Genomic DNA, 22498 nt, shown 5'->3' with positions numbered 1-22498 from the left:
CACCATAGGAGGCACCCCGGACAAGCTCTCGATACTCCCCAGCACTTATTCGAACACATGTTTTAATTCTCTATATAGCCCTAAGCCCTCCCCGCAAATGGCACTATGGAAGCCATGCGCGTATCCGTCCTCCCCGCCAACAACCGTCAATTCATCGCGCGCCTCGACGAGCTCATCGATATTCACCTCGCAGCAATGAGCTATCCCCAGGAAACCCACCCCCAGCGCAAGTCGTTGTGGTTTTACAATGCCTCCCAGCCCGACTTCACCTGCAGCATGGCACTACTACACCAGGCGGACTCCACCCCGAACCCAGATGACAGCCGCCAGCGCTGCGTAGGAATCGGCTTTACCTTCCGCGGCTCCCCCAGCACCTGGTGGTACCGCCAAGTCGCGCGGGGACTAGCTCTCGCCGGACATCCGCGCGCGGATGTCTCCCGCATTCTCCACGCCTACGCAGAGCTTTCCGAGATACATGTTCTGCCACCGGCGCAGGGTGAGGGCGTCGGTACCAGAATCCTGAACGACCTGCTGCAGCGAACACCACAGAACACAGTGATGCTCTCCACGCCAGAGGTGGAGGGCGAGGCAAACGCAGCCTGGCAGCTTTATCGCAAGGCTGGTTTCACCGATGTACTGCGGAACTTCAAGTTCCCCGCAGACCCCCGCCCGTTCGGCATTCTGCAGTGGACGCGGGCCGGACTCTAGCGCACCATGTCGTGACCAAGCCCCGGCCCCCACGCCGGCGCCATTCCCAGGTTGTGCAAGACCTCCTGGGTAGCTCGCACGTTATTCATCGTCATAAAGTGCAGGTCGGGCACGCCTTCGGCGATCAGGCGCTCGGCCATCTCGGTCGTCACTTCAATGCCAACCTCGCGGATAGCGTCACGGTTGGCCACCTCGTCGCCAGCTGCGGCATCCAACAGGCGCTTTTCCAGCTGCGGCGGCAGCGCTGCTCCCGCGAGCTCCATCTGGCGGCGCACGCTACGCAACGACGTGATCGGCATTAGCCCCGGAATGATCGGCTTCAGGCCGTGCTCCGGATCAGCCTTGGCCAGGCGATCCCGCAGCCGCAGGTAGCGGTCCACATCGAAGAACATCTGGGTAATGGAGTACTGCGCCCCGGCGCGCAGCTTCGCCAGGGTGTACTCCGTATCCATCTCCAGCGACCCGGTGCGGTAGTGGCCTTCGGGAAAGCTGGCAATGCCGATATCGAAGTCATCGCATTCCGGCATGTCGCGGATCATTTCGATCAACTCGCTGGCGTAGTTCAGGCCGCCGGGCGTGGCCACCCACTCGGCGTTCGGATCACCCGGCGGGTCGCCGCGCAGCGCAAGCAGGTTCGTCAGCCCCAAGGAGGCGTAGGTTCGCAGCATCGCCTGCAGCTCTTCCTTGGTGTGCTGCACCAACGTCATGTGCACCAGGGTGGTCAGCGGCTTGGTCCCTAGTCGCTTTGCCACTCGCAGGGTTCGTTCGCGAGTGCTGCCGCCGGCGCCGTAGGTCACGGAGGCAAAGCTCACCCCGAGGTCGTGGAAGGCTTCGGCGGCGTTCCACAGTCGTTCCTCGGCGGCATCGTCGCGCGGCGGCATGAATTCGACAGAGAAGGGTACGCGCCCCGGCGTGAAGAGGGATAGAGACTGGGATACGGCAACCTGCCTGCGGATACTAGCCATACCCAAACATCATATAGACAGAGCTGTCCATTTCAAGGTTTTCGGATTTTCCACCACGTTTCCCTGCATGTAACCCACCCCCACACGCCATAGCTCTATTCTTCGCCCACGGCCCTCAACCCCTTAGAATAGGGAGCCATGAGTACCGATGAGCAGGCATCCCACCCTTGGAACCTCGAGTCCCCACTGTCCGCTGTTCCCGCCGCCGTCGATACGCAGCTGCAAAAATATCTGCAGCAATCCCAGCAGGAGTTCTCTCACATCAACCCCCTCGTTGACGGCGCCATCGCGGTTCTACGCGACTTCATCGTTAACGGCGGCAAGCGCGTGCGCCCGACCTTCGCCTGGGCAGGTATCCGCGCGGCGCTCGAAGGCGGCGGCGGGTCGCTGGATGCTCTTTGTGGGATTGGTATGGACGCCCCGTCCTCCGCCCCCGCAGAACTCAGCGCACACTCGACAGCAGTGCTTAACGCTCTATCGTCCTTCGAGTTCATCCAGGCCTGCGCCCTGATCCACGATGACATCATCGACCGCTCCGATACCCGGCGCGGCTTCCCCACCGCCCACCGCACTTTCGAGTCCCGCCACCGCGAACGCGGCTGGCTGGGTTCCTCCCAACACTATGGGGTCAGCCAGGCGATTCTCATCGGCGACTTGGCTTTCGCCTGGGCGGATGACCTTTACAACGGTTCGGGGCTCAGCATCAACGCGCTGCACCGTGCCCGCCCGGCTTGGCGCGCCATGCGCACCGAGGTCATCGCGGGGCAGATACTGGACATTGCCGTCGAGGCGAACGGCAGCGAGGACGTCGCAGATTCCTTTGCCGTGATCAAGTACAAGACGGCCTCTTACACTGTCGCGCGCCCCCTGCACATCGGCGCTGCGCTGGCGGGCGCGGGCGAGCGCACCGTAACCATGCTGCGGAATGTGGGGCAGGATATCGGCGAGGCCTTCCAGCTGCGCGACGATCAGCTGGGCGTGTTCGGCGACCCGGAGGTCACCGGCAAGCCGTCCGGCGATGACCTGCGCACGGGCAAGCGCACCACGCTCATCAACGAAGCCCTGCGTCGGGGCGACGCCGCCCAGGCGACCGCCCTGCGCAAGGGGCTGGGCAAGGGCGAGGAATCCACAGAGGCTGACATCGAGCGCCTGCGCGACATCATCCACGACACGGGCGCACAGGCCGAGGTGGAGAAACTGATCGAGGCTCGCACGCAACGGGCGATCGAGTCTCTGCGCGCGGGCGGTTTGGGCGCAGACATCACCACGGAACTCACTCAGCTGGCGGAAAAACTAACGCACCGGAGGTTTTAAATGAAGCTATCTACCCGCTCTGCCGACGGTCGCCGTCACCTGAGCCTGCCGAGCCCCTTGGTGCCCATGACGCGTCCCACTTTGCGCAAGCGCCTACCCAGCAACGGCGAACGCGTAGTCGTGATCGGCGCGGGGCTGGCTGGCCTCTCCGCCGCATTGCGCCTGCGTTCCGCGGGACGTGATGTGACCGTCATCGAGGCCGCCAGCGAGGTCGGCGGCCGCTGCCGTAGCGAGGTGCTGACCAGCGCCCATGGCGACTTCATTGCCGACACAGGCGCCACGGTGCTGACCATGCCGGGACTGGTCGAGTCGGCAGTTGCTTCCGTCGGCTTCGACCTGCGCGCCGATACGACGGTGCAGCAGCTGGGATTGGATCGCCCGTGGGCTCCGCGGCGCCTGGCGCCGGCCTACCACGCGCAATTCGCCAGTGGCCAGCACGTAGAGGTCTTCGCTGACCGCGACGCTATGGTCGCGGAGATTCGCCGCTTCGCTTCCGCCAAGGGGCTGGATAGCGCGGCGACGGACAAGCTGGTGGCCGGTTACCTCACCCACCGCCAGTGGTCGCAGGACGTGTTCAGCGCTAGCTTCGAGAACTTCCTGGCCGCCGACTTTGACGGGGCGCTGGACTTGCTGTCCACGCCCGCTGCGGCGTCCGACCTCAGCCACCTTGGCTCCCTCGGCGCCTTCGGCAGCCTCGGCAAGACCGCCGCCCGGCACCTGCCCGACCCAGACCTCCAGCGACTGTTTACATTCCAGGCACTTTACGCGGGCGTGGCGCCGAAGGACGCACGTGCGGTGTACACCGTTATTTCCCACATGGATACGACCATGGGCGTGTTCTACCCGGGCTTCTCTATGAGCGAGGTGCCGGAGGTCATGGCCGCGGCGCTGCGGGCTGCCGGTGGACGCATCATTACCTCCGACGCAGTTGAGCGCGTGGATTTCTCTGAGGACCTCATCACCGGAGTGCACACCCGCTCGGGCGAACACATCGCCTGCGACGCTGTCGTGGCAACGCCCGACCTGCCGGTGGTGGGCAGCTTGTTGACGCGCTCCGGTCGCGCCAGCTCGCTGGTTTCCCGTTCCTTCGCCCGCCGCATGTGGCGCAAGGTTGCACCGCTGCGCTGGTCGCCCTCGGCCGTAGTCATTCACGGCACCATTCCGACCGACGTATCCGGTGTGTGGGAATCCCAGCGCCACCACACCATCAGCTTTGGAGAGGCCTGGGACGATACCTTCCGCGAGATCACGGCTACCCGCGGGCGCGGCAGCCTCATGAGCGACCCCTCGCTGCTGCTGACCCGCCCGGCGCGGACGGTTCCGGAACGCGCTGCCGGAAGCGATGATGTGCAGCCGGTCGGCACTGCCTATGAGCCGTTGAGCATTCTTGCGCCCGCCCCCAACCTGCGCTCGGCGGATATCGATTGGGACAACGTAACCGCTCCCTACGTCCAGGAGCTCCTGGGTGTGCTGGAACAGCGCGGGTACACCGGCATCGCAGAACACTTCTGTGCTGCCAAGGTGGAAACCCCAGCAACGTGGCACAGTGACCACAGCTTCGGTGCCGGCACCCCCTTCGCCCTGGCACATTCTTTCACCCAAACCGGGCCATTCCGTCCCCGCAACGCCCGGGCGTTCGGGGTGGATAACCTGGTGCTCGCCGGATCGTCGACGACCCCCGGCGTCGGCGTGCCGACCGTGATTCTTTCCGGAGCGCTTGCCGCCCGGCGCATCACCGGCGGTGGTGTGTTGTGATGGCCGCGGAGGGCTTTCTAAACAAGGCCCGATCCCGCCTGCAGGCGATCAGCTATAGCCGTGCCGTGTGGTTGGGGCTTATCGGCAGTGTCTTGTTGACGCTGACTTCCCATTGCGTCGGCGCTGTCCGTTCCCGCGGAGGAATCATGCAGGAGCTAGGTCTAAGCTCCTTCACTTTCGGCCATGCCGCTGGAATGCTGACGGTCGTGATGTGGCTGGCACTTCTGGCGATGATCCTCAGCTGGATCGTCATCGGCAGGCACGTTGTTGTTCACGGTCAGCCCCTTCGCCGGTCTGCGGTTGCGGCCTGGATTGGGCCACTTGTTTTGGCTGGCCCTTTGATGTCCCGGGACATTTACTCCTACCTAATGCAGGGAACCCTGGCCCGCGATGGATTCAACGCTTACGAGGTTGGCGCTGCCGCCAACCCCGGCCCCCTGCTTTTCGAGGTCAGCGCCGATTGGCGAAACACGACCACACCCTATGGCCCACTGCACATGGGTCTCGGCAAGGCAATCACGTCCATCACCGGCGATAGCATTACTTCCGGCATCCTTGCCTTCAAGCTTCTTTCCATCGCATCGGTGCTGGTCATGGCTTGGGCAGTGGCTAGGTTGGCATCCCACTTGGGGGTCCGTCCGGATGTGGCGGTATGGCTTGGGGTTTTCAACCCCCTGAGCGTGCTGCACCTGGTCGGCGGAATGCACACCGAAAACCTGATGATGGCTTTGATCCTGCTGGGCTGCCTGTGCGCCGTGCGGGTTCAACCGGTAGCTGGCGGCCTGGCGGCTGCGGCGCTGATCGGCGCAGCGGCTGCGCTGAAAGCCACGGCGTTTATCGCCCTTCCCTTCACTGTGTGGATCATGGTGGCGCGCGTGGCAGGCCCACTTCCGCCTAGTGAAGGTAAGCGCCGGTGGCTGCAGCTCCGCGATACCTGGCGTCGCTTCGGCGCCCTGGTGTGGACGGGTCTGGCAAGTGCTGCGACCTGCGTTGGAGTCCTGGCCCTCATCACCGTTGCCACCAACCAAACCTGGGGCTGGGTCACGGAGGTCACGGGCAACTCGAAGGTCATCAATCCCCTCGCCCTGCCATCGTTCATTGCATCTTCTTTGGAACCACCGCTTTCGCGCTTCAACGACGATCTGACCTTCAACGTGTTGGTGGAGGCAATCCGCCCCGTCAGCAGCGCCCTCATGCTGCTGGGTCTGGTGGTCGCGTGGTGGCTGTTCCGCCACGACGTGCGCACCGCCTTCGCCGGCATGGCTGTGGCCTACGCCGTTACGTGCGTGCTCAATACAGTGACACTTCCCTGGTACTACACCGCGCCCCTGGCGCTAGTTGCACTAGCCAACCAGTCGCCGAGGTTGATCTACCTGACCAGCGTGTTCTGCATGTGGGTGGCTTTCATGTTCGACGGTGGCGGCAACAACCGCCTCTACGCCCTGTGGTGGGTTATCGCCATCGCTGCGGTATTCGCCTGGGTAGCCCACGCCTGCCTGGACTACTCCCCCACACTGCCCTGGCGGACTACAAAATCGCCATCGCCTGAGCCCTGCGCATCACCTCGCGGGCAAGGTGCCCGTGCAGGGCATCCACCGGTCGCCCCGGCAGAGAATCATCTTCAGTAAACAGGTAATCCAGAATCTCCGTATCGGAATACCCGCCATCGCTCAGCAAAGCGATGGCTCCGGGAACAAACCGGTTTAGCTGTCCATCGTCATCCAAGAATCGGCTGGGTACGTACCGCACGCCGTCGACCACTACGGCCAGCAGCTGCTTCTTGCCCAGCATGTCCATCACCCGGGTGACCACCAGGTTCATCCGTTCTGCAATGTCGGGGAGGGGCAAGACCTCTTCGCCTGCGGGAACCCCGCCCACTACCTCGTCGAGGATCTTTCCCTGGCTTGCGTCCGCGGACTGCATGGATGCGTCGTGGTTGTTTGCGTGCTTGTTTTGGTTGCTCACGGTGGCCACTGTAGCGCGTGGGCGTCAAGAAGAGTCAATAGCATTCGGCAACATTCAGCAACATTCGGCAACGGTCGACCGGAAACAAATAGGGGCGCGCGTAACTCTAAACGTATAATGACACGAGTACCACTAGAATAATTGCGCAACATTGCATACCAATTCTCCCAAGATAACCCTGTAGAAGAACCCAAACGACCGCAAAGAAACCGAGGCTGAGAATAGACGTGAGCGAGCTTTACCCGGGAGACCTGCTGGAGGGGCGCTACCGCATCGGCGCCCAAATCGCCCGCGGTGGCATGTCCACCGTCTACGCAGCGATCGATACCCGCCTGGATCGCGAAGTCGCCGTCAAGGTGATGGATCCCGCGCTCGCCCAAGAACCAGCCTTCCGCACCCGCTTCGAACGCGAAGCGCGCGCCGTGGCGAAGCTTAGCGACCCGACCCTGGTTAACGTTTTTGACCAGGGTGTAGACGAAGACTACGTGTTTCTGGTCATGGAGCTGGTCGAGGGTGGATCGCTGCGCGAACTCCTCAAGGAACGCGGCCCCATGCCACCCCACGCGGCCGTTGCGGTGATGAAGCCGGTGCTGGGCGCGCTGGCTCTGGCTCATTCGAAGGGAATGATTCACCGCGATATCAAACCCGACAACGTACTGATCAGCGACGACCACCGCGTGAAGCTAGCGGATTTTGGGTTGGTGCGTGCAATCAACACCGCCATGGGTGAGCAGTCGGAAACGACCACTGCCGTCAATGGGCAGGTCATCGGCACCGTCGGCTACCTCTCCCCTGAACAGGTTCGCGGTGAGAACCTGACGCAGGCCAGCGACGTGTACTCCGCGGGCATCCTACTGTTTGAGCTTCTGACCGGCCGCACCCCGTTTAAGGGCGGCACCGCCGTGGAAACGGCAATGGCTCGCATCAATCGACCCGTGCCGGCACCGAGCACCCTGATGCCTGATGTGCCGCCGGAGATCGACGAACTGGTACTTCGAGCCTGCCACCGCGACCCCCGCCAGCGCTTCCAGGACGGCACCGAGTTCCTGGATGCGGTCGAGCGCACCGCCGAGGAGCTGGATATCCCGGAGTTCCAGGTTCCCGCGCCCACCGATTCTGCCGTTCGCAGCGCGCTGGCGGGTACGGACTTTGGCGAGCGCACGCCCTGGAACGACGAATCCATGTCGACCCGCGCCGTTACGCTGCCAGAGCAGGATCATGCGCAACCCGGTGCTCACCACAGCGCCCGTCCAGACTCCCGTCACACGACCGAGACCCGCTACGACCAGCCCGGTCGTCCGGGCTACGCCGAGCGCCCGGGACCCCCGGGACCCCCAGCACACCCGGCACATCCACCGCGCGCGGCGCGGCCCGTTCGCAAGCTCACCAACAAATCCCCCCTGGCAACGGTCATCTGGATCCTGGTGCTCCTCGCACTGGTCGTCGGGATTGCACTAGGCGGATGGTGGTTTACCTCTGGCCGCTACGGCGAGATTCCCACCGTCCTGGGCATGGATAAAGCAACCGCCCAGGCGACGATTGAGGAAGCCGGGTTCAGCTCCACGTTGGACGAGCGCTACGACAACGACGCGGAGAAGAACACGGTGATGGGTACCGATCCCGCGAAGGGGCACCGCGCCGTCCGGGGCTCCGAGGTCGCCGTGCTGCTGTCGCTAGGCAAGCCGACGGTGCCTGATCCAGGGAAGAATTCGAGCCTGCAGTACTACACCAAAAAATTGTCCGACCGCACCCTCAAGGTGAAGAAGGGCGACGACGTCTATTCCGAGGACGTAGCAAAAGGGCACGTCGCGGAGGTAAAGCCCGCCGCTGGATCCGAGGTGCAGACCGGATCGACCATCGTGGTGCACATGAGCAAGGGCAAGCCGCCAGTCACCGTGCCGGACGTGCAGGGGCTTTCTATGGATGACGCCCGTAAGGCTCTGCGCGATGCAGGGTTGAACCCGGTCGATGGCGATCCCGTGGAGGACTCCTCCGAGAAATCCGGGCACGTAGCGGAACAGTCGCCCAAGGCGGGCGAGCAGGTGGATCCGGAAAAGAACAAGGACGTGGAAATTCGCGAGTCCACGTCCCAGCGCGTGCCGTGGGTATTCGGCCTGACTGCTGAAAGGGCGAAGGAAAAGCTGGAGGATTCCGGCTTTGAGGTCAAGATCAAGGGGAACCCCCAGGGCTTCGTTATCAGCCAGTCCCCCGGGCCCGGTTCCCGCAGCCACCGAGGGGCCACGGTCACCCTGACCACAATCTAGTTGCGCAGCATCTCCGCCACGAGGAACGCCAGCTCCAGCGACTGCTGGGTGTTCAGGCGCGGGTCGACGGTGGTGGCGTAGCGCTCCGGCAAGTCCAGATCCGAGATGGACTGGCCGCCGCCGACGACCTCGGTGACGTCCTCACCGGTCAGCTCCACATGGATACCGCCCGGGTGCGAGCCGATCTTGCGGTGCACCTCGAAGAAGCCCTGCACCTCGTCGATGATGCGATCGAAGTCGCGGGTCTTGTAGCCGTTGCTGGAGGTGTAGGTGTTGCCGTGCATCGGGTCGCACTGCCAGATGACCTTGTGCCCGGTCGCCTCCACGGCCTCCACGATGGGAGGCAGAACCGTCCGGATCTTGTCGTAGCCCATGCGGGTGATCAGAGTCAGTCGGCCCGGCTTGTTATCCGGATCCAGCTGGCGGACGTAAGCGACGGCCTCCTCCGGCGTGGTGGTCGGGCCGATCTTCACGCCCACCGGGTTGGCGATCAGGGAGGCGAAGCGGATGTGCGCGTCATCGATCCCGCGGGTGCGCTCACCGATCCACACCTGGTGTGCGGACAGGTTGTACAGTGCGTCGTTACCCTCTTCGTCATGAGCCAGGCGCAGCATTGCGCGCTCGTAGTCCATGACCAGGGCCTCGTGGGAGGCAAAAATGTCGGCAGAACGCAGGGTTTCCGAAGTCACGCCGCAGGCGGACATGAACTCCAGGCCGCGGTCGATCTCCGTCGCCAGGGCCTCGTAGCGGGCACCTGCTGGGGAGGTTGCGACGAACTCGCGATTCCACTCGTGCAGCTTGTAAAGGTCCGCCGTGCCGGAGTTCGTCAGGGCACGCACCAGGTTCATCGCCGCCGAGGAGTTAGCGTAGGCGCGCACCATGCGGGATGGGTCGTGGGCGCGGGCCTCCTCCGTGGCCTCTACGCCGTTAACCAGGTCACCGCGGTAGTTCAGCAAACCATTAGAGTCGCGGTCCGCGGAGCGTGGCTTGGCGTACTGGCCGGCGATACGGCCCATCTTCACCACGGGAGTGGAGGCACCGTAGGTCAGCACAACCGCCATCTGCAGCAGGGTCTTAACGTTGCCCCGCAGGTGCGGTTCGGTGTTGGTCTCAAAGGTCTCGGCACAATCGCCACCCTGCAGCAGGAATGCCTTACCCAAGGCGACGTCTGCCAGCTGCTTCTTCAGCTTCTTAATCTCGGGCGCCACTACAATCGGCGGTACGGATTCCAGGATCTTCCGCACCCGTCCGGCGTGCTCCGGATCCCAGCTGGGCTGTTGCTTCGCGTCGCGGGACAGCGCATCTTCTAATTTCTCCGCAATCTTCGCAGGAAGCGGAGGCAGATCGGGCAGTTCGTCTAGCGGTGCATCAATTGTCCAAGCCATAGAGAAAGCATACTGTACCGGGACAGCGCTGTCGGCATTCAGGCCTTTTTCAGGCTGTGCGGTAGCCGACCCCCGCAGATGGGGGTGACGCTGCGGTTAACGGCGGTTAACGTTGGCGGTCAACGTAGCCCGCGCAGCGCTTCCATGGAAAGGCGATACTTCACGGCGTTGAAACGGGCGTCCGCAAGAGCATCGTGAGCGTTGCTCGGGCTTTCGGGCAACCGCGGTCGACCGGCCATCTCCCACAGCTGCTTCAGCTCGTGGGTGAAGCGTGGCAAGTCGGCGGGCAAGCCCGTCATGTCGCCCCACAGTTGCGCCAGAGCCACATGATCGTACGCCCCGACCCAGGCCCACAGTTCGGGGCGCTCCACGGGCTTTCCGCGGGCCTTCGTTGCCCGCTCGGGCACTAGGAACTCATGCAGTTTGGTGCGGATCGTCGCCCTATCCATCCACGCTTTATCGGAACGCGGCGGCAGTTGCGGTAGCACGTTCTTCTGCACCCACTGCCCCGCCCGGTGCGCGTTGAATTCTGTGGAGACCGCGTAGAACTCCCGGCCGTCTTCGGCCACCACGCCGATGGAGATCAGATCGATCGTGGTGCCGTCCTCGATGAATTCAGTGTCGTAGAAGTAGCGCACGGTAATCCAGTCTAGAGCCCCTCACCCACGGCTAGGCCGACAGGGTTCGTTCGCCCCCGGACTTAACGCTGTAGCGGGATTGTTGCTCTTTTTCTTTGGGACGCCGCAGTGGCGGCGGGAACAGCACCCACCGCAAGTAAGGCGTTTTCCCGATGGCATAGCCCACGGCAGAGGCGACCACGCACGCACCAATGGCCCACCACAGCTGGCCGGCCAGGGTGCCAAGGAAGGACAGCGACTCCGGGTGCGCTTCCGCCAAGGAGACTGCGGCTCCGTCCAGCAGGAACAGACCCAGCGGGTGGAAGACGTAGACCTGCAGCGTGTTGCGACCGACGAAGAGGAATACGCGGCGCACGTAGGGAATGGCGCAGATCCAGACAGCCACAACGATGGCGAAAGGCAGCGCGGCCAGCGAGCGCAGCAGATCCGTGCCCAGGGTGATGGCGGCAACGGTAGGCGTCCAATCGCTAAAGACGGTCTTCGACAGGCCACGCATCAGGTATTCAGAGCCGAAGAACATCGCGGCACTGCCCACCACGACCCATGGGCGGAAGGCCACGCTGGCCAGTCGGAAGAAGATGTCCCGGTAGTGCAGCCCAATAAAATACATCGGCACGAATGCCAGTACGTGGCGGAAGAAGATGTCCTCGCCGCCGCCCAGGAAGGCACCGATGATCAGTGGGAGGCAGGAAATCAGGGTTGCCAGCCACGGCGGCTGCTTGCGCAGAAGCCAGGCGAAGATGTTGTAGAGCATCAACGCGTACAGGAACCACAGGCCCACGTTGCCGAACAGCATGGCCTTGATAAGGGCGCGCATCGAGTATTCCCCGTCGATGCTCATGCGGGTCAGCGCGTGGAAGGGGTTAAACACCAGGTATGGCACCAGCAGGAACCACAGGCGACGGTAGAACAGGTCGCCGAAGGAGCGTTCCAAAATGCGGTGGGAAAACAAGCCGGAGACCAGGAAGAACAGCGGCATACGCAGCGGGTCGAGGAAGCTGGAGAGCTCACCCAGGGTCGTATCCTCTCCCCCTGGGATTCCAGTGACCACGTGCATAATGCACACGCCGATAATGGACAGCCCCTTGGCGGCGTCTGCCCAGTCAACTCTTTGCTTCACAGCTAGCGACTGCGCCCGGCGCGGATCCTTCCGCTCGGCCGCCCTGGCTAGGGAAGGCTCCTCATCTGTTTTCGCCATAATTCTTACTAGAAGATCAGTTTTCTACCCGCTACGTCAACCTTCGAAGCGATCGGGGCGTGTCGGAAAAGGCCTGGGTAAAACCCGGGTAGTGCTCGGGTAGCGACTGATCAGCCCTAGTTACGGGGCTCCGATCCCGGCGGGTAGCCCTTGCCTTCCTCCAGGGATTTCTTCACATCCGCGGCATAGAAATCCTTCACATACTCCTGACCGGAAAGCTCGTGCAGGGCTTCCATGATCGCGTCGGTCAGCGCCCTGGCCTGGGCGTAGTCGTCGCCCGCATCACGGAAATCTTCGGGATCGATCGGGTCACCGACATACACGCCGCAGCGCGCCGGACGGGGGATCCACGTGCCGATGGGGTTTGCCTTATTCGTGTTGATCATCGCCACCGGGTACACCTTCACCCCAGATTCCAGGGCGATGCGGGCCAGTCCGGTCTTGCCACGGTACAGGCGCCCGTCCGGCGAGCGGGTTCCTTCTGGATACATGCCCAACAGGTCGCCGCGCTCCAGCACCTTCAGTGCGGTTGCCAAGGCCGCGTTCTGGGATTCCTTGTCCTGGCGGTCAATCGGCACCTGGCCGACGGAGGTGAAGAAGAACTTCTGAATGCCACCGACCAGGCCGGGGGTGGTGAAGTACTCCTTCTTGGCCAGGAACGTCAGCTGTCGTTTGGATACCAGCGGCAGGTAAAAGGAGTCCATCACTGCCAGGTGGTTGGAGGCCAGGAGGCCCTCGCCCTCCTTGGGAAGCTTTTCCAGCCCCTTGGTGAACGGGCGGTTATATACACGCAGCCACGGGCCGATCAGGATGTACTTAAAGAACCAATACGCCTTGTTCTGCATGCTTTAAACCTACCGTTACTCTATTTTCCCTCTTTAGGCGGCGCTTCCTAGGTGCTTGCGCGCCAGTAGTGCCACGCCGATCATACCGGCATCGCCACCCAACTGCGCAGTTTTCACCCGCGCGACTGGTCGGTGACCAGCCCCGACAATGTCGTAGTTCAGCATGGATTCGGCCTGGTCCAGGAACAGATCCGCGTCTGCGCTGACTCCCCCGCCGATGACAATCAGCTCCGGATCCAGCACGTCCTGTACCAGCGACAGACCCCGGCCGAGCCACAGTCCCATGTCCTCTACGGCGGCACGCGCCAGCTGGTCGCCTTCGCGGGCAAGGCGCACTACCGCCCGGCCGGAGATCTCCTCCGGGTGCTGTGCGAACTCGCGAGTAATGGCGGAATCCGGGAACTCGCCCGTCGCAATTAGATCCTGTGCCGTCAGCGCCAGCGCCGAACCGGAACAATAGCGTTCCAAGCATCCCTGCTTTCCGCAGGGGCAGGCCCGCCCGCCGGGCATGACGGTCAGGTGCCCGAACTCCGGGGCGGTTCCGAATGCCCCGCGGTAGATTTCGCCATCGACCATCACTGCCCCGCCGATGCCTGTGCCCAGCGCAAAGAGCACCCACGTGCCCGCTCCCTGCGCAGCTCCCAGGTGGTACTCCCCCAACGCGGCGGAGTTCGCATCGTGCTCCAGCTCCACCGGCAGCCCCAGGCGTGTGCTCAGCCGCTGGGTCACCTTGGTGTTCCTCCACGGCAGGTGCGGGGCGAAGCGCACCGTATCGCGCTGCGAGTTAATGAACCCGGCGACTGCCAAGCCGACCGCCCCGATCCCCTCGTTGCGGCGCTGCAGGCAGCCCACGGCGTGTACCAGCGCGGCTTCCAGGGCGTGCACGTTGGATGGGGTCGGCAGCTTTTCAATGTCCAGAATCTTCCCGTCGGCGTCCACCACGGCAGCGCGCAGGTTGGTACCGCCGATGTCCACGCCTACGGTCAAGCTCCCAGTCACGCGACGATCCACCCTTCCGAACATTCTTTCTGTACTGATTAACCCCCTCATTCTAGCCAGCCCGGCGCCCCATAAAAATCGTGCGGAACGTCCCCCACCGCCCAGTCGGCGTTCTAGGCGAAGCTATGGCGCGGCGGAATCCCGCCCTCACCTGCCATTACCGCACGGCACTGATACCCCAGGACCTGCCAGGTCCAACGTTCATTCACGTGCTTCCTAGCTGCGGTCGCCAGGCGCTGGCGCGTAGGGGCGTCACCAAGTAACACAGAGATACGACCGGCAACGTCGTCCAGGTCCCGCGAGTCCACGACCACGCCCGTCCGACCGTCCATCACGGTCTCCGGGGCGCCGCCGCCATTCCCCGCGATCGTGGCCACGCCGGCGGCCTGCGCCTCGAGGAACACAATGCCTAGCCCCTCCACCGACAAGCCGCCCAGCTGAGTGCGCACCGGCAGCGCGAAAACATCGCCGACGGTGAAGTGCCCCGGTAGCTCTTCTGCCTCAACGGCACCGGTAAAGGTCGTATTCTTTGTGACGCCCAACCGCCGCGCCAGTTCCTCCAACTTCGCGCGGTACGAACCGGGTCCGACGATCAGCAGACGCGCATCCGGATGCTCGCGCAAAATGGCGGGCATGGCCTTGACCAGCGTGTCCTGCCCCTTGCGCGGAACCAACCGGGAAACCGCGACGATAACCTTCTTGTCCTCCAGCCCATAGCGGGCGCGCAGCGCGTCACGGACGGCCGGATTCGGGTGGAACACGTCGGTATCCACGCCACCGGGCATGGGCTCCCAAGCCACAGAGGGGCCAAAGGCGCTGGCCATGCGGTTGCGGGCATAGTGCGAGACATAAGTAAGGCAGTCCACCGTCCGGCCGATCCGACCTAGCACCTGGCGGGTGCCGGGGAACATCGACCAGCCGACCTCGTGGCCGTGGGTAGAAGCGACGATGCGGCGTGCGCCCGCGGCACGGGCAGCTGGGGCCATAAGCGCCAGCGGAGCGGCAGCGCCGAACCAAACCGTGTGGATGTCGTGTTCGCGGATCAGCTGCTGCATCCGCCGGACAGTGGCGGGAGTAGGCAACATGACCTTGCGGGGCCAACGGACGACCGTGTAATCCTGCTGAGAGTCGAACTCCCGGGCGTTAGCGGCATGCTGCGTGGACGCGAACACGACCACCTTGTTGGGGTCCAGTGTGGTGAGGTAGTCACGAACGTACGTCTGAATCCCGCCGAAGGTAGGCGGAAAGTCATTGGTGACAACGAGGACACGCGGGTGGCTGTGCTGGACTTCGCTAGGCATACGATAAAGGATATCGGCGCCAGCTCTACTAGTAGCGGGCAGCACCCTGGACAGGCATGGAGTTCAGCGGAACCACCTGGACGGGGATGCCGTAGTCGGAGGCGTGAACCACCTTGCCGTCGCCGATGTACATGCCAACGTGGGTCACGCCCGGGTAGTAGCCGACGATATCGCCCGGCTGCAGGTCATTGATAGACACGGACTGCCCACCGGCAATCTGTGCGGAGGAGGTACGCGGGATCGTCTTACCCTGCTGCTGGTAAGCCCAGTACATCAGACCAGAACAATCGAAGGCACTGGGGCCGGTAGCGCCCCAAGAGTACGGAGAACCGATCTTGGATAGCGCTGCGGCAACCACACCGGTTGCGTTGACTGGCGCGCCGGAATCACCCTTACCCTTCAGGCCGCCGAGGAACGCCTCTACGTCGACATCGATCGGGCCGTTGCGGTCGGCCCAGCGTCGGCGATCCTCCGGGCTGAGGCCGTCGACGACCTTCATGACCTTGTCTTTGAGCTTATCGAGCTGCTTGTTGCGATCCTCCAGGTCCGACTTGCGGTCGTTGAGGGTGCGCAGCTGGAAATCGGCGGTTGCCTTAGAGCGGCTGGCCTTGTTCTTCTCCTTAGCCGCATCCTTCAGCTTGCGGGTCAGGTTGTCGACAGCATCGGTGCGTTGGTTGCCGATCGTGGCCAGGTAAGAGGAGCGCTCGACGGCAGCCTGTGGCCCCTGGGAGCCGACGAAAGCGGATACCGGGTCAACGGTCGCGCCGCGGTACATAGCCTGGGAAACTCCGGTGACGTTCGCACGGGAGGACTTCACGTCAACGGCGAGCTTATCCGCGCGCTTCTTGGCATCATCAGCGGTCTTGTTAGCCCGCCCCAGGTTGCCCTCGGCCTGCTTGATGTCGATCTTCAGCTGCTCGACCTCGTCCGAGGTCTCGGAGGCAAGATTGGAGATCTTCTTCACGTGGTTCAGCAGCCCGTCGACGTCCTTCGGAATAGGAGCGTCGAGCAGACGGCGAACCTCTTCAGCCTTCTTGTCGCCCTTGTCGCCCTGATTCTGCGCCTCTTGCTGGTTGTTGCGAGCATCCTGCGGGTCAGCGCCGGCTTGCGGGACACTGGCACCCACTGCGAGGGACAGAAGAGCTGCGGTAGCGGCCTTGGTAAGCGCGCGGGAACCGACGAAGCGATCGCGAGAAGAGGAAGACATCACATTCACGACTGGACTTTCTTTAATTCTGAAGGAGTAAGGACCACTGGACGGGCCAACGGCGTAGATCACCGTTTGGTAACGGTAGATATTCTGCCACATGAGAGGGCAAAAGTGGGACTCATACCCAAACGGCACGAGCCCCACCTTTTCACATATTTACCAGCTGTAACTTAAGCCCCAGAAGAACCTTCCAGGCTATTGACATGCTGGGGTGGCGTCACCAAAAAAATTTAGAAACGAACCGCGTTGTAGACCGGCATCATGTGCAGGTTATCGATGCGCACCGGGTTGCCAGAGTTCAGCGCGTGGACGATCTTGCCACCACCGATGTAGATAGCAACGTGAGAAGCGCCACCGTAGTAGGAGATCACGTCGCCCGGCCGCAGAGCGTTCAGGGAAACCTTCTTGCCTGCGGCAGCCTGCGCGGAAGAGGTGCGCGGGATGTTCTTGCCAACCTGGCGGTGCGCCCAAGAGGTCAGGCCGGAGCAGTCGAAAGCGTTCGGGCCAGCAGCACCCCAGGAGTACGGAGCGCCGATCTTGGACTTAGCGATGTCAGCAATACGCTGGCCGATGGAGGAGCTGGCCGGCTTCGGCGCCGAGGCCGGCTTAGCTGCCGGTGCACCCTTTGCGGCCGGAGCCTTGTCACCGGTGGTCAGGTTAGCCTGCTTGAAGTAAGGCTTGATGGCCGGCAGCATGTGGTCCGGAATCTCGACGGTTACGCCGGACGGCTTGTGGGTGACCGGAGCAGCCTGGGCTGCAGCGGGGTTCAGTACAGCGGCGCCCACACCGACGGCGGCGATCATTGCTGCGTTGCGGGATGCGTTGTTCTTCTTCAGGCTGTGCTTGCCCATATTGATCCTCAATTACCTTTCAGTCCGTTGTCTGGGGATGTATCCCCTCGCCCGGTAGCTATTGCCGCTACCGCGGTGCGGTGAGTGTTCTGTTGTAGTTCAACCCTTGGCGATCCAAGTTCCTTGTTTGGGCTCACCGCTAAGGTCTCGAAAAGATTACGAAATGGTTGCAAGTAATGTCTAGCTAATCGCCAAGTTTTCTTGATTTCCGTCGTTTACGTGCGATTGTTATCAATCCGATACTTTACGAACCTTCAACACGAGCGTGAAAGTTATCAAAGCTTTATAATTCGCTGACCTGGGATTTCTTTCCGCCACCCAGAAGAGCCATGCACCCCCTTCCCCTTACCCTTCTCTCAGAAACAACTTTATGTGACCTTAGTCACACACCACGTTTTTTGGCCTATTTTTGGACGCCCCTACGCCCCAACAAGGTGACGAATCAACCCACCTGTCGCGCTCCCCGCTAGACTGATTCTTCGTGTCTCCTTCCCCTCTAGAGCAGAACTCACCGCTGCAGAGCCCACCCCAGCACCACTCCCGCCAACACGCTCTGCCTCAGCGCAGCTTGCCCCAGCAGCCCCGCACCCCGGACCACGCAGATCTGGGAATTCTGCGCGTGGATCTGCAGCGCACCCTCTCAGACTGCATCGTCATCGACTTGGAAACTACGGGATTGCGCCCACAACAGGCCCGCATCATCGAGATTGCCGCGCTACGGGTTGCAGACGGCGAGATCACAGATCGCTTCGCCACCCTCCTCAACCCCCACCAGGACGTACCAGAGGAAGTCACAGACCTCACCGGCATTTCGGCCGGCCTACTCGCCGATCAGCCGACGTTTGCGGAGGTTCTGCCCGATCTCATGCACTTCCTGCGCCCCAACTCCCCCACGGGTGCAACTCTCCCCGCCCATGCAGCCACGCCACGCCTTGTCGGCCATAATGTGTCCTTCGACTTCTCCTTTATCCAACACGAGATTCTGCGGGCACAGCTGGCGCCGCAGACTCAACACAGGGACACAGGCATGGAACCAACCGACATAGATTCTGTGCCTCCTTATACTCCCCGACTAGTGTGCACCGCGGAAGCCTCCCGTGCGTTGATCCCCCGAGAGTCCGTTGGACGGTATCGATTGGGGAACGTGGCGTCATACCTAAAAGTCCCCCACCGCCCGCTACATCGTGCAATGAACGATGCCCTGGCGACCTATGGCGTTCTGCGCGCCTTGACTGAGCAATAAAAATCCCGCCCACCTTGGAAGGTGGACGGGATCTCTACGAGCCTTTGCGAGAGCAGTTGAGTTAGCTCTTAACGAGGGTTACTTGTCGAGCTCCTCCTGGCGACGACGGTTCTCCTCGTTCAGACGCTCGAACATTTCCTTCTGCTCGGCGTGGTTTTCCTTCTCGATACGCTCTGCCTTCTCGGCAATCTCCGGGGAATCCGGGGAGAAGAATCCACCGCGACCCGGGTGGCCAGCGACGCCCAGCTCGTTCATGGTCTTCGGAACGTAAGCACCCTGGTACTCCAGCGGGATCGGGTGGCCGTGCTCGTCGACCGGACCCAGCGGCTGGTGAACCTCGATGAAGCCACCGGAAGGCAGCTGGCGGATCGTACCGGTCTCAATACCGTGCTCCAGAACCTCACGGTCGGAGCGCTGCAGGGAGACGCACAGGTGGTACGTGATGAAGTACGCGATCGGCGGCAGCAACACCAGGCCAATGCGACCCAGCCACGTCATCAGGTTCAGGGAGATCGTGAAGTGCATGGCCAGCAGGTCGTTACCACCCGAGATGGTGAGCAGTACGTAGAAGACCAGAGCCATCACGCCGATAGCGGTGCGGACCGGAACGTCGCGCGGGCGCTGCAGCAGGTTGTGGTGGGCGTCATCGCCCGTCATCTTCTGCTCGATCCACGGGTAGGTGAACAGCAGGACAACCAGCAGACCCAGCAGCAGTGCTACCCAGAACACAGCCGGGATGGTGTAGTTACCCAGGTAGAGCTCCCAGGCAGGCATGACACGTGCAGCACCGTCAGTCCACAGCATGTAGATATCCGGCTGGGAACCAGCGGAAACCTGCGACGGGTTGTACGGGCCCAGGTTCCAGATTGCGTTGATCTGGAACAGGCCGGCCAGCAGAGCGACAACACCGAAGGTGATCAGGCCGAAGGAAGCGGCCTTCAGACCGAACACCGGCAAAATACGAACGCCGACAACGTTGTTCTCGGTACGACCCGGTCCAGGGAACTGGGTGTGCTTCTGGTACCAAACCAGTGCCAGGTGAGCAGCGATCAGAGCCAGCAGGATGCCTGGGATCAGCAGAACGTGGGCGATGTACAGGCGAGGAATGATGATCTCACCCGGGAAGTCGCCAGCGAACATGATCCAGTGCAGCCAGGTACCGATGATCGGCAGGCCAACCATGATGGCAGACATAATGCGCAGACCGACACCGGACAGCAGGTCGTCCGGCAGGGAGTAGCCCATGAAGCCCTCGGCCACGGACAGCAGCAGCAGGACACAACCGATTACCCAGTTGGCCTCACGCGGCTTGCGGAACGCACCCGTGAAGAAGATGCGCAGCATGTGCACCATGATCGACACGGCGAACAGCAGCGCAGCCCAGTGGTGGACCTGGCGGATAAACAGGCCACCGCGAACCTCAAAGGAGAGGTTCAGAGCAGTCTTGTAAGCGGCGGACATTTCCACGCCGTTGAGCGGTGCGTAGGCGCCGTCGTAGATCACCTTCGACATGGAGGGATCGAAGAACAGCGTCAGGTAGACACCGGACAGGATCAGGATAATAAAGGAGTACAGCGCGATCTCACCGAGCATGAAAGACCAGTGAGTCGGGAATACCTTGTTGATTTGCGGGCGGATCAGGCCGGAGGCAGTGTACCGCTCGTCGATGTTGTTGGCCGCTTTAGCAGCGCGGCTCTGTTGCTTAGTGGTCATGAACGACGCTCCCAGAATGCCGGGCCGACAGGCTCGATGAAGTTACGGTCGGCGTACATGTATCCCTCTTCGTCGACCGAGATCGACAGCTCCGGCAGTGCGCGGGCTGCCGGTCCGAAGATCGGCTTACCGTGCTGCAGTGCATCGAACTGAGACTGGTGGCACGGGCAGAGGATGCGGTTAGTTTGCTGCTCATACAGGGACGTAGGGCAACCAATGTGGGTACAGATCTTCGAGTAAGCGAAGTAGTCACCGTAGTGGAAGTCCTCCTGGCCCTCGCGCAGGATTGCCTTCTCGGCATCTGCGGAACGCAGGCGAATCAGCATCACGGCGTTACGCGGGCCGTGGATGGAGTGCATGTGCTCCTCGTAGACGTCGCGGTTCTTGTCGAACTTATCGCCGTCGTTGACCATATCCTCGGTCATGGGGAACACGGTCTCCATCGAGGCCGGATCCAGGTCCTCCGGACGCATGCGGATCAGTCGGGAAACACCCTGGGTGCTGTAGTGCCCATCGTGCTCCTCGGCGATCGCGCCGGTGTCGCGGCCCAGGTAGACCTTCTCGCCCTGCTCCGCCAGCGTCCAGCCGGTGGTCCACAGGGTACCGTCGCCCTGGATGCCCATTGCCTTGGCCTTCCAGGGATTCTTAACAATGCCGCCCAGCGGCAGAGCGATCGTCAGACCAGCCAGGACAGCACCAGTGCCAGCCAGACCAGCAATAACCGGACGACGGCCCAGCGTCGAGGTCTTCCAGGAATCGTTCAGCAGAGCGACCAGCGTGCGGCGGTCAACTTCCTCGGACGGACCATCGTGACGGGTCTGAACCGAGATCTCTTCCGGAACGAAGCTCTTGGTGTATGCAACGATGGCAGCACCCAGCAGGGTGATGCTCAGGCCGGAAGTAAGACCCAACAGCGGGGTGTAGATGGAGTAGAGCCAAACACCATCTTCAGCCAGGTGCTTGTACTCCCACGGCCAGAACAGGTAGATACCGATGAAAGCGATCGCGAACAGTACCGACAGGGCCAGCATGATGGTGACCTTGCGGCTCGCGCGCTTCTCAGCGGGATCGTTGGCGATCGGGAAGCGCTCCTTGCGGTAGGCAACCGTCACACCGTCGAGCTCAGTACCCAGGCGGGCCAGCTCGTCATCATTCATCTTCGACAGCTCTTCGTGGCTGTACTTCTTGGCGTTCTCACTCATGACCGCGATCCAATCCACATAGCGAAGGCAACGAGAACCACGATGCCAACAAACCACATCAGCATGCCCTCAGTCACCGGGCCGATGCCACCCAGTCCGAAGCCACCCGGGTTCGGGGTCTCCTTGGCGGACTTGATGAAGGCGATGATGTCCTTCTTCTCGTCAGCAGTCAGCTGGCGATCGGAGAACTTCGGCATGTTCTGCGGGCCGGTCAGCATAGCTTGGTAAATCTCCTGCTCGTTAGCCGGAGCCAGAGCTGGTGCGTACTTACCACTCGACAGTGCGCCACCCTTACCGGTGAAGTTGTGGCAGGATGCACAGTTCAGGCGGAACAGGTCAGAACCACGGGCTACGTCGGCCGGGTCGATCTTGCCATCCTTGTTGTTGGAGCCACGCAGGGACTCCATAGCGATCTCACCGTTGGAGTCGCGGACGATGCCCGGGCCGCCACCGTTGGCGTTGACGTAAGCTGCAAGCGCCAAAGCCTGCTGCTCGGAGTAGCGCGGCTGCTTACGCTTGGCCTGCGCCTCGTTACGCAGCATTGGCATGCGGCCGGAGTGTACCTGGAAGTACACAGCGCCCTCACCGACACCGATCAGGGAAGGACCGCGGTCCTTCACGCCCTGCAGGTTTGCACCGTGGCAGGTGATACATGCAACTTCGTAAAGTTCCTTACCCTGCTTAGCCAGATCCTCGGAGCTCTTCTCAGCTACGGCATTCTGGGCGTCAGGGGTCAATGCGTTAGCCAGGAAGCCCGCACCGGTGAGTGCGAACAACAAAGCCAACGCGCCGGCGAAGGCCTTGCGGACCTTCCGGCGGCGGCGTGCCTTGGCGGCACCGCCCTTCGAACCACTGGGGGCCTGCCCCGTGGTTGCGTTGGTGGAGTTGATATCCATCTTGTTCCCTTATTTGTTAGTCAATGGAATTGCGATGGGCTGTAGG

The 22498-nt window shown here is 62.3% G+C and carries 19 protein-coding genes; 6 read left to right on the top strand and 13 right to left on the bottom strand.

Annotated elements, in window-relative coordinates; all coding sequences use genetic code 11:
* Window positions 1–114: 114 nt before the first annotated feature.
* On the top strand, window positions 115–708 hold the full coding sequence (locus CRD15_RS00900) for an N-acetyltransferase (RefSeq protein ID WP_255463663.1): 594 nt from the start codon (window positions 115–117) through the stop codon (window positions 706–708).
* On the opposite strand, the gene metF is transcribed toward CRD15_RS00900, so the two are convergent.
* Complete coding sequence (gene metF / locus CRD15_RS00895; RefSeq protein WP_187401679.1) at window positions 705–1673, bottom strand: methylenetetrahydrofolate reductase [NAD(P)H]; 969 nt, start codon at window positions 1671–1673, stop codon at window positions 705–707. The two genes, CRD15_RS00900 and metF, sit on opposite strands and share 4 nt — an antisense overlap.
* Before the next feature lie 138 nt (window positions 1674–1811).
* Here metF and CRD15_RS00890 point away from each other — a divergent pair, with 138 nt between their 5' ends.
* The 3 genes from CRD15_RS00890 to CRD15_RS00880 are packed head-to-tail and all read left to right on the top strand — an operon-like array spanning window position 1812 to window position 6370.
* On the top strand, window positions 1812–2987 hold the full coding sequence (locus CRD15_RS00890) for a polyprenyl synthetase family protein (protein WP_187401678.1): 1176 nt from the start codon (window positions 1812–1814) through the stop codon (window positions 2985–2987).
* Window positions 2988–4742: a phytoene desaturase family protein gene (gene crtI, locus CRD15_RS00885; RefSeq protein ID WP_187401677.1), complete on the top strand. Its 1755-nt coding sequence runs from the start codon at window positions 2988–2990 to the stop codon at window positions 4740–4742.
* A complete protein-coding gene (locus tag CRD15_RS00880; RefSeq protein ID WP_187401676.1) occupies window positions 4742–6370 on the top strand; it encodes an alpha-(1->6)-mannopyranosyltransferase A in 1629 nt (542 codons plus the stop codon). The genes crtI and CRD15_RS00880 overlap by 1 nt, the downstream gene beginning before the upstream one ends.
* On the opposite strand, the gene CRD15_RS00875 is transcribed toward CRD15_RS00880, so the two are convergent.
* Complete coding sequence (locus CRD15_RS00875) at window positions 6270–6665, bottom strand: Rv2175c family DNA-binding protein (protein ID WP_051893526.1); 396 nt, start codon at window positions 6663–6665, stop codon at window positions 6270–6272. The two genes, CRD15_RS00880 and CRD15_RS00875, sit on opposite strands and share 101 nt — an antisense overlap.
* Window positions 6666–6934: 269 nt before the next feature.
* On the opposite strand from CRD15_RS00875, the gene CRD15_RS00870 reads away from it, so the two are divergent.
* Complete coding sequence (locus tag CRD15_RS00870; protein ID WP_187401675.1) at window positions 6935–8971, top strand: PASTA domain-containing protein; 2037 nt, start codon at window positions 6935–6937, stop codon at window positions 8969–8971.
* Here CRD15_RS00870 and CRD15_RS00865 read toward each other — a convergent pair.
* The 8 genes from CRD15_RS00865 to CRD15_RS00830 form a co-directional block, all read right to left on the bottom strand.
* Window positions 8968–10356, bottom strand: a complete 1389-nt coding sequence (locus CRD15_RS00865; RefSeq protein WP_034970203.1) for a class II 3-deoxy-7-phosphoheptulonate synthase — start codon at window positions 10354–10356, stop codon at window positions 8968–8970. The two genes, CRD15_RS00870 and CRD15_RS00865, sit on opposite strands and share 4 nt — an antisense overlap.
* A gap of 119 nt (window positions 10357–10475) precedes the next feature.
* Window positions 10476–10994 (bottom strand): polyadenylate-specific 3'-exoribonuclease AS, encoded by a 519-nt coding sequence (locus CRD15_RS00860; RefSeq protein WP_034972073.1) that lies wholly within the window; start codon window positions 10992–10994, stop codon window positions 10476–10478.
* 31 nt (window positions 10995–11025) lie between these two features.
* The gene (locus CRD15_RS00855) at window positions 11026–12192 is read right to left on the bottom strand and encodes an acyltransferase family protein (protein WP_080716044.1); all 1167 of its coding nucleotides are present in this window, start codon (window positions 12190–12192) and stop codon (window positions 11026–11028) included.
* Window positions 12193–12308: 116 nt separating this feature from the next.
* Entirely contained in the window at window positions 12309–13037 is a 729-nt protein-coding gene (locus tag CRD15_RS00850; RefSeq protein WP_034972072.1) for a 1-acyl-sn-glycerol-3-phosphate acyltransferase, read from the bottom strand.
* Between the two features lie 33 nt (window positions 13038–13070).
* Window positions 13071–14060, bottom strand: a complete 990-nt coding sequence (locus CRD15_RS00845) for an ROK family protein (RefSeq protein ID WP_051873840.1) — start codon at window positions 14058–14060, stop codon at window positions 13071–13073.
* 89 nt (window positions 14061–14149) lie between these two features.
* A complete protein-coding gene (locus CRD15_RS00840) occupies window positions 14150–15337 on the bottom strand; it encodes a glycosyltransferase family 4 protein (RefSeq protein ID WP_043012235.1) in 1188 nt (395 codons plus the stop codon).
* A gap of 28 nt (window positions 15338–15365) precedes the next feature.
* The gene (locus tag CRD15_RS00835) at window positions 15366–16544 is read right to left on the bottom strand and encodes an NlpC/P60 family protein (protein ID WP_222866339.1); all 1179 of its coding nucleotides are present in this window, start codon (window positions 16542–16544) and stop codon (window positions 15366–15368) included.
* A gap of 233 nt (window positions 16545–16777) precedes the next feature.
* Window positions 16778–17398 carry a C40 family peptidase gene (locus CRD15_RS00830; RefSeq protein ID WP_034970221.1) on the bottom strand — a complete coding sequence of 207 codons (621 nt, stop codon included), beginning with the start codon at window positions 17396–17398 and terminating at the stop codon, window positions 16778–16780.
* Between the two features lie 481 nt (window positions 17399–17879).
* Here CRD15_RS00830 and CRD15_RS00825 point away from each other — a divergent pair, with 481 nt between their 5' ends.
* Entirely contained in the window at window positions 17880–18641 is a 762-nt protein-coding gene (locus CRD15_RS00825; protein WP_370546760.1) for a PolC-type DNA polymerase III, read from the top strand.
* A gap of 78 nt (window positions 18642–18719) precedes the next feature.
* On the opposite strand, the gene CRD15_RS00820 is transcribed toward CRD15_RS00825, so the two are convergent.
* Genes CRD15_RS00820 through CRD15_RS00810 form a run of 3 tightly spaced genes read right to left on the bottom strand, consistent with a single transcriptional unit; the run spans window position 18720 to window position 22452 of the window.
* On the bottom strand, window positions 18720–20354 hold the full coding sequence (locus CRD15_RS00820) for a cytochrome bc complex cytochrome b subunit (RefSeq protein ID WP_187401674.1): 1635 nt from the start codon (window positions 20352–20354) through the stop codon (window positions 18720–18722).
* Window positions 20351–21556, bottom strand: coding sequence for a ubiquinol-cytochrome c reductase iron-sulfur subunit (locus tag CRD15_RS00815; protein ID WP_034977280.1), 1206 nt, complete (start codon window positions 21554–21556; stop codon window positions 20351–20353). Before CRD15_RS00815 ends, CRD15_RS00820 begins: the two co-directional genes overlap by 4 nt.
* A complete protein-coding gene (locus CRD15_RS00810; RefSeq protein WP_034970231.1) occupies window positions 21553–22452 on the bottom strand; it encodes a c-type cytochrome in 900 nt (299 codons plus the stop codon). Before CRD15_RS00810 ends, CRD15_RS00815 begins: the two co-directional genes overlap by 4 nt.
* Window positions 22453–22498: the final 46 nt, after the last annotated feature.

The organism is Corynebacterium sp. LK28, assembly GCF_014335105.1.
GTDB classification, from domain to species: domain Bacteria; phylum Actinomycetota; class Actinomycetes; order Mycobacteriales; family Mycobacteriaceae; genus Corynebacterium; species Corynebacterium macclintockiae.
The sequence above is the reverse complement of the archived record's forward strand: the minus strand, read 5'-3'. Positions and strand labels throughout refer to the sequence as shown.

Bases quoted from the DNA above. Each gene is read 5' to 3' on its own strand.
- CRD15_RS00820 (WP_187401674.1), bottom strand. From the start codon at position 20,354: ATGACCACTAAGCAACAGAGCCGCGCTGCTAAAGCGGCCAACAACATC.
- CRD15_RS00865 (WP_034970203.1), bottom strand. From the start codon at position 10,356: ATGGCTTGGACAATTGATGCACCGCTAGACGAACTGCCCGATCTGCCT.
- CRD15_RS00880 (WP_187401676.1), top strand. From the start codon at position 4,742: ATGGCCGCGGAGGGCTTTCTAAACAAGGCCCGATCCCGCCTGCAGGCG.
- CRD15_RS00835 (WP_222866339.1), bottom strand. From the start codon at position 16,544: ATGTCTTCCTCTTCTCGCGATCGCTTCGTCGGTTCCCGCGCGCTTACC.
- CRD15_RS00850 (WP_034972072.1), bottom strand. From the start codon at position 13,037: ATGCAGAACAAGGCGTATTGGTTCTTTAAGTACATCCTGATCGGCCCG.
- CRD15_RS00810 (WP_034970231.1), bottom strand. From the start codon at position 22,452: ATGGATATCAACTCCACCAACGCAACCACGGGGCAGGCCCCCAGTGGT.
- CRD15_RS00855 (WP_080716044.1), bottom strand. From the start codon at position 12,192: ATGGCGAAAACAGATGAGGAGCCTTCCCTAGCCAGGGCGGCCGAGCGG.
- metF (WP_187401679.1), bottom strand. From the start codon at position 1,673: ATGGCTAGTATCCGCAGGCAGGTTGCCGTATCCCAGTCTCTATCCCTC.
- crtI (WP_187401677.1), top strand. From the start codon at position 2,988: ATGAAGCTATCTACCCGCTCTGCCGACGGTCGCCGTCACCTGAGCCTG.
- CRD15_RS00875 (WP_051893526.1), bottom strand. From the start codon at position 6,665: ATGCAGTCCGCGGACGCAAGCCAGGGAAAGATCCTCGACGAGGTAGTG.
- CRD15_RS00890 (WP_187401678.1), top strand. From the start codon at position 1,812: ATGAGTACCGATGAGCAGGCATCCCACCCTTGGAACCTCGAGTCCCCA.
- CRD15_RS00845 (WP_051873840.1), bottom strand. From the start codon at position 14,060: ATGTTCGGAAGGGTGGATCGTCGCGTGACTGGGAGCTTGACCGTAGGC.
- CRD15_RS00840 (WP_043012235.1), bottom strand. From the start codon at position 15,337: ATGCCTAGCGAAGTCCAGCACAGCCACCCGCGTGTCCTCGTTGTCACC.
- CRD15_RS00900 (WP_255463663.1), top strand. From the start codon at position 115: ATGCGCGTATCCGTCCTCCCCGCCAACAACCGTCAATTCATCGCGCGC.
- CRD15_RS00830 (WP_034970221.1), bottom strand. From the start codon at position 17,398: ATGGGCAAGCACAGCCTGAAGAAGAACAACGCATCCCGCAACGCAGCA.
- CRD15_RS00815 (WP_034977280.1), bottom strand. From the start codon at position 21,556: ATGAGTGAGAACGCCAAGAAGTACAGCCACGAAGAGCTGTCGAAGATG.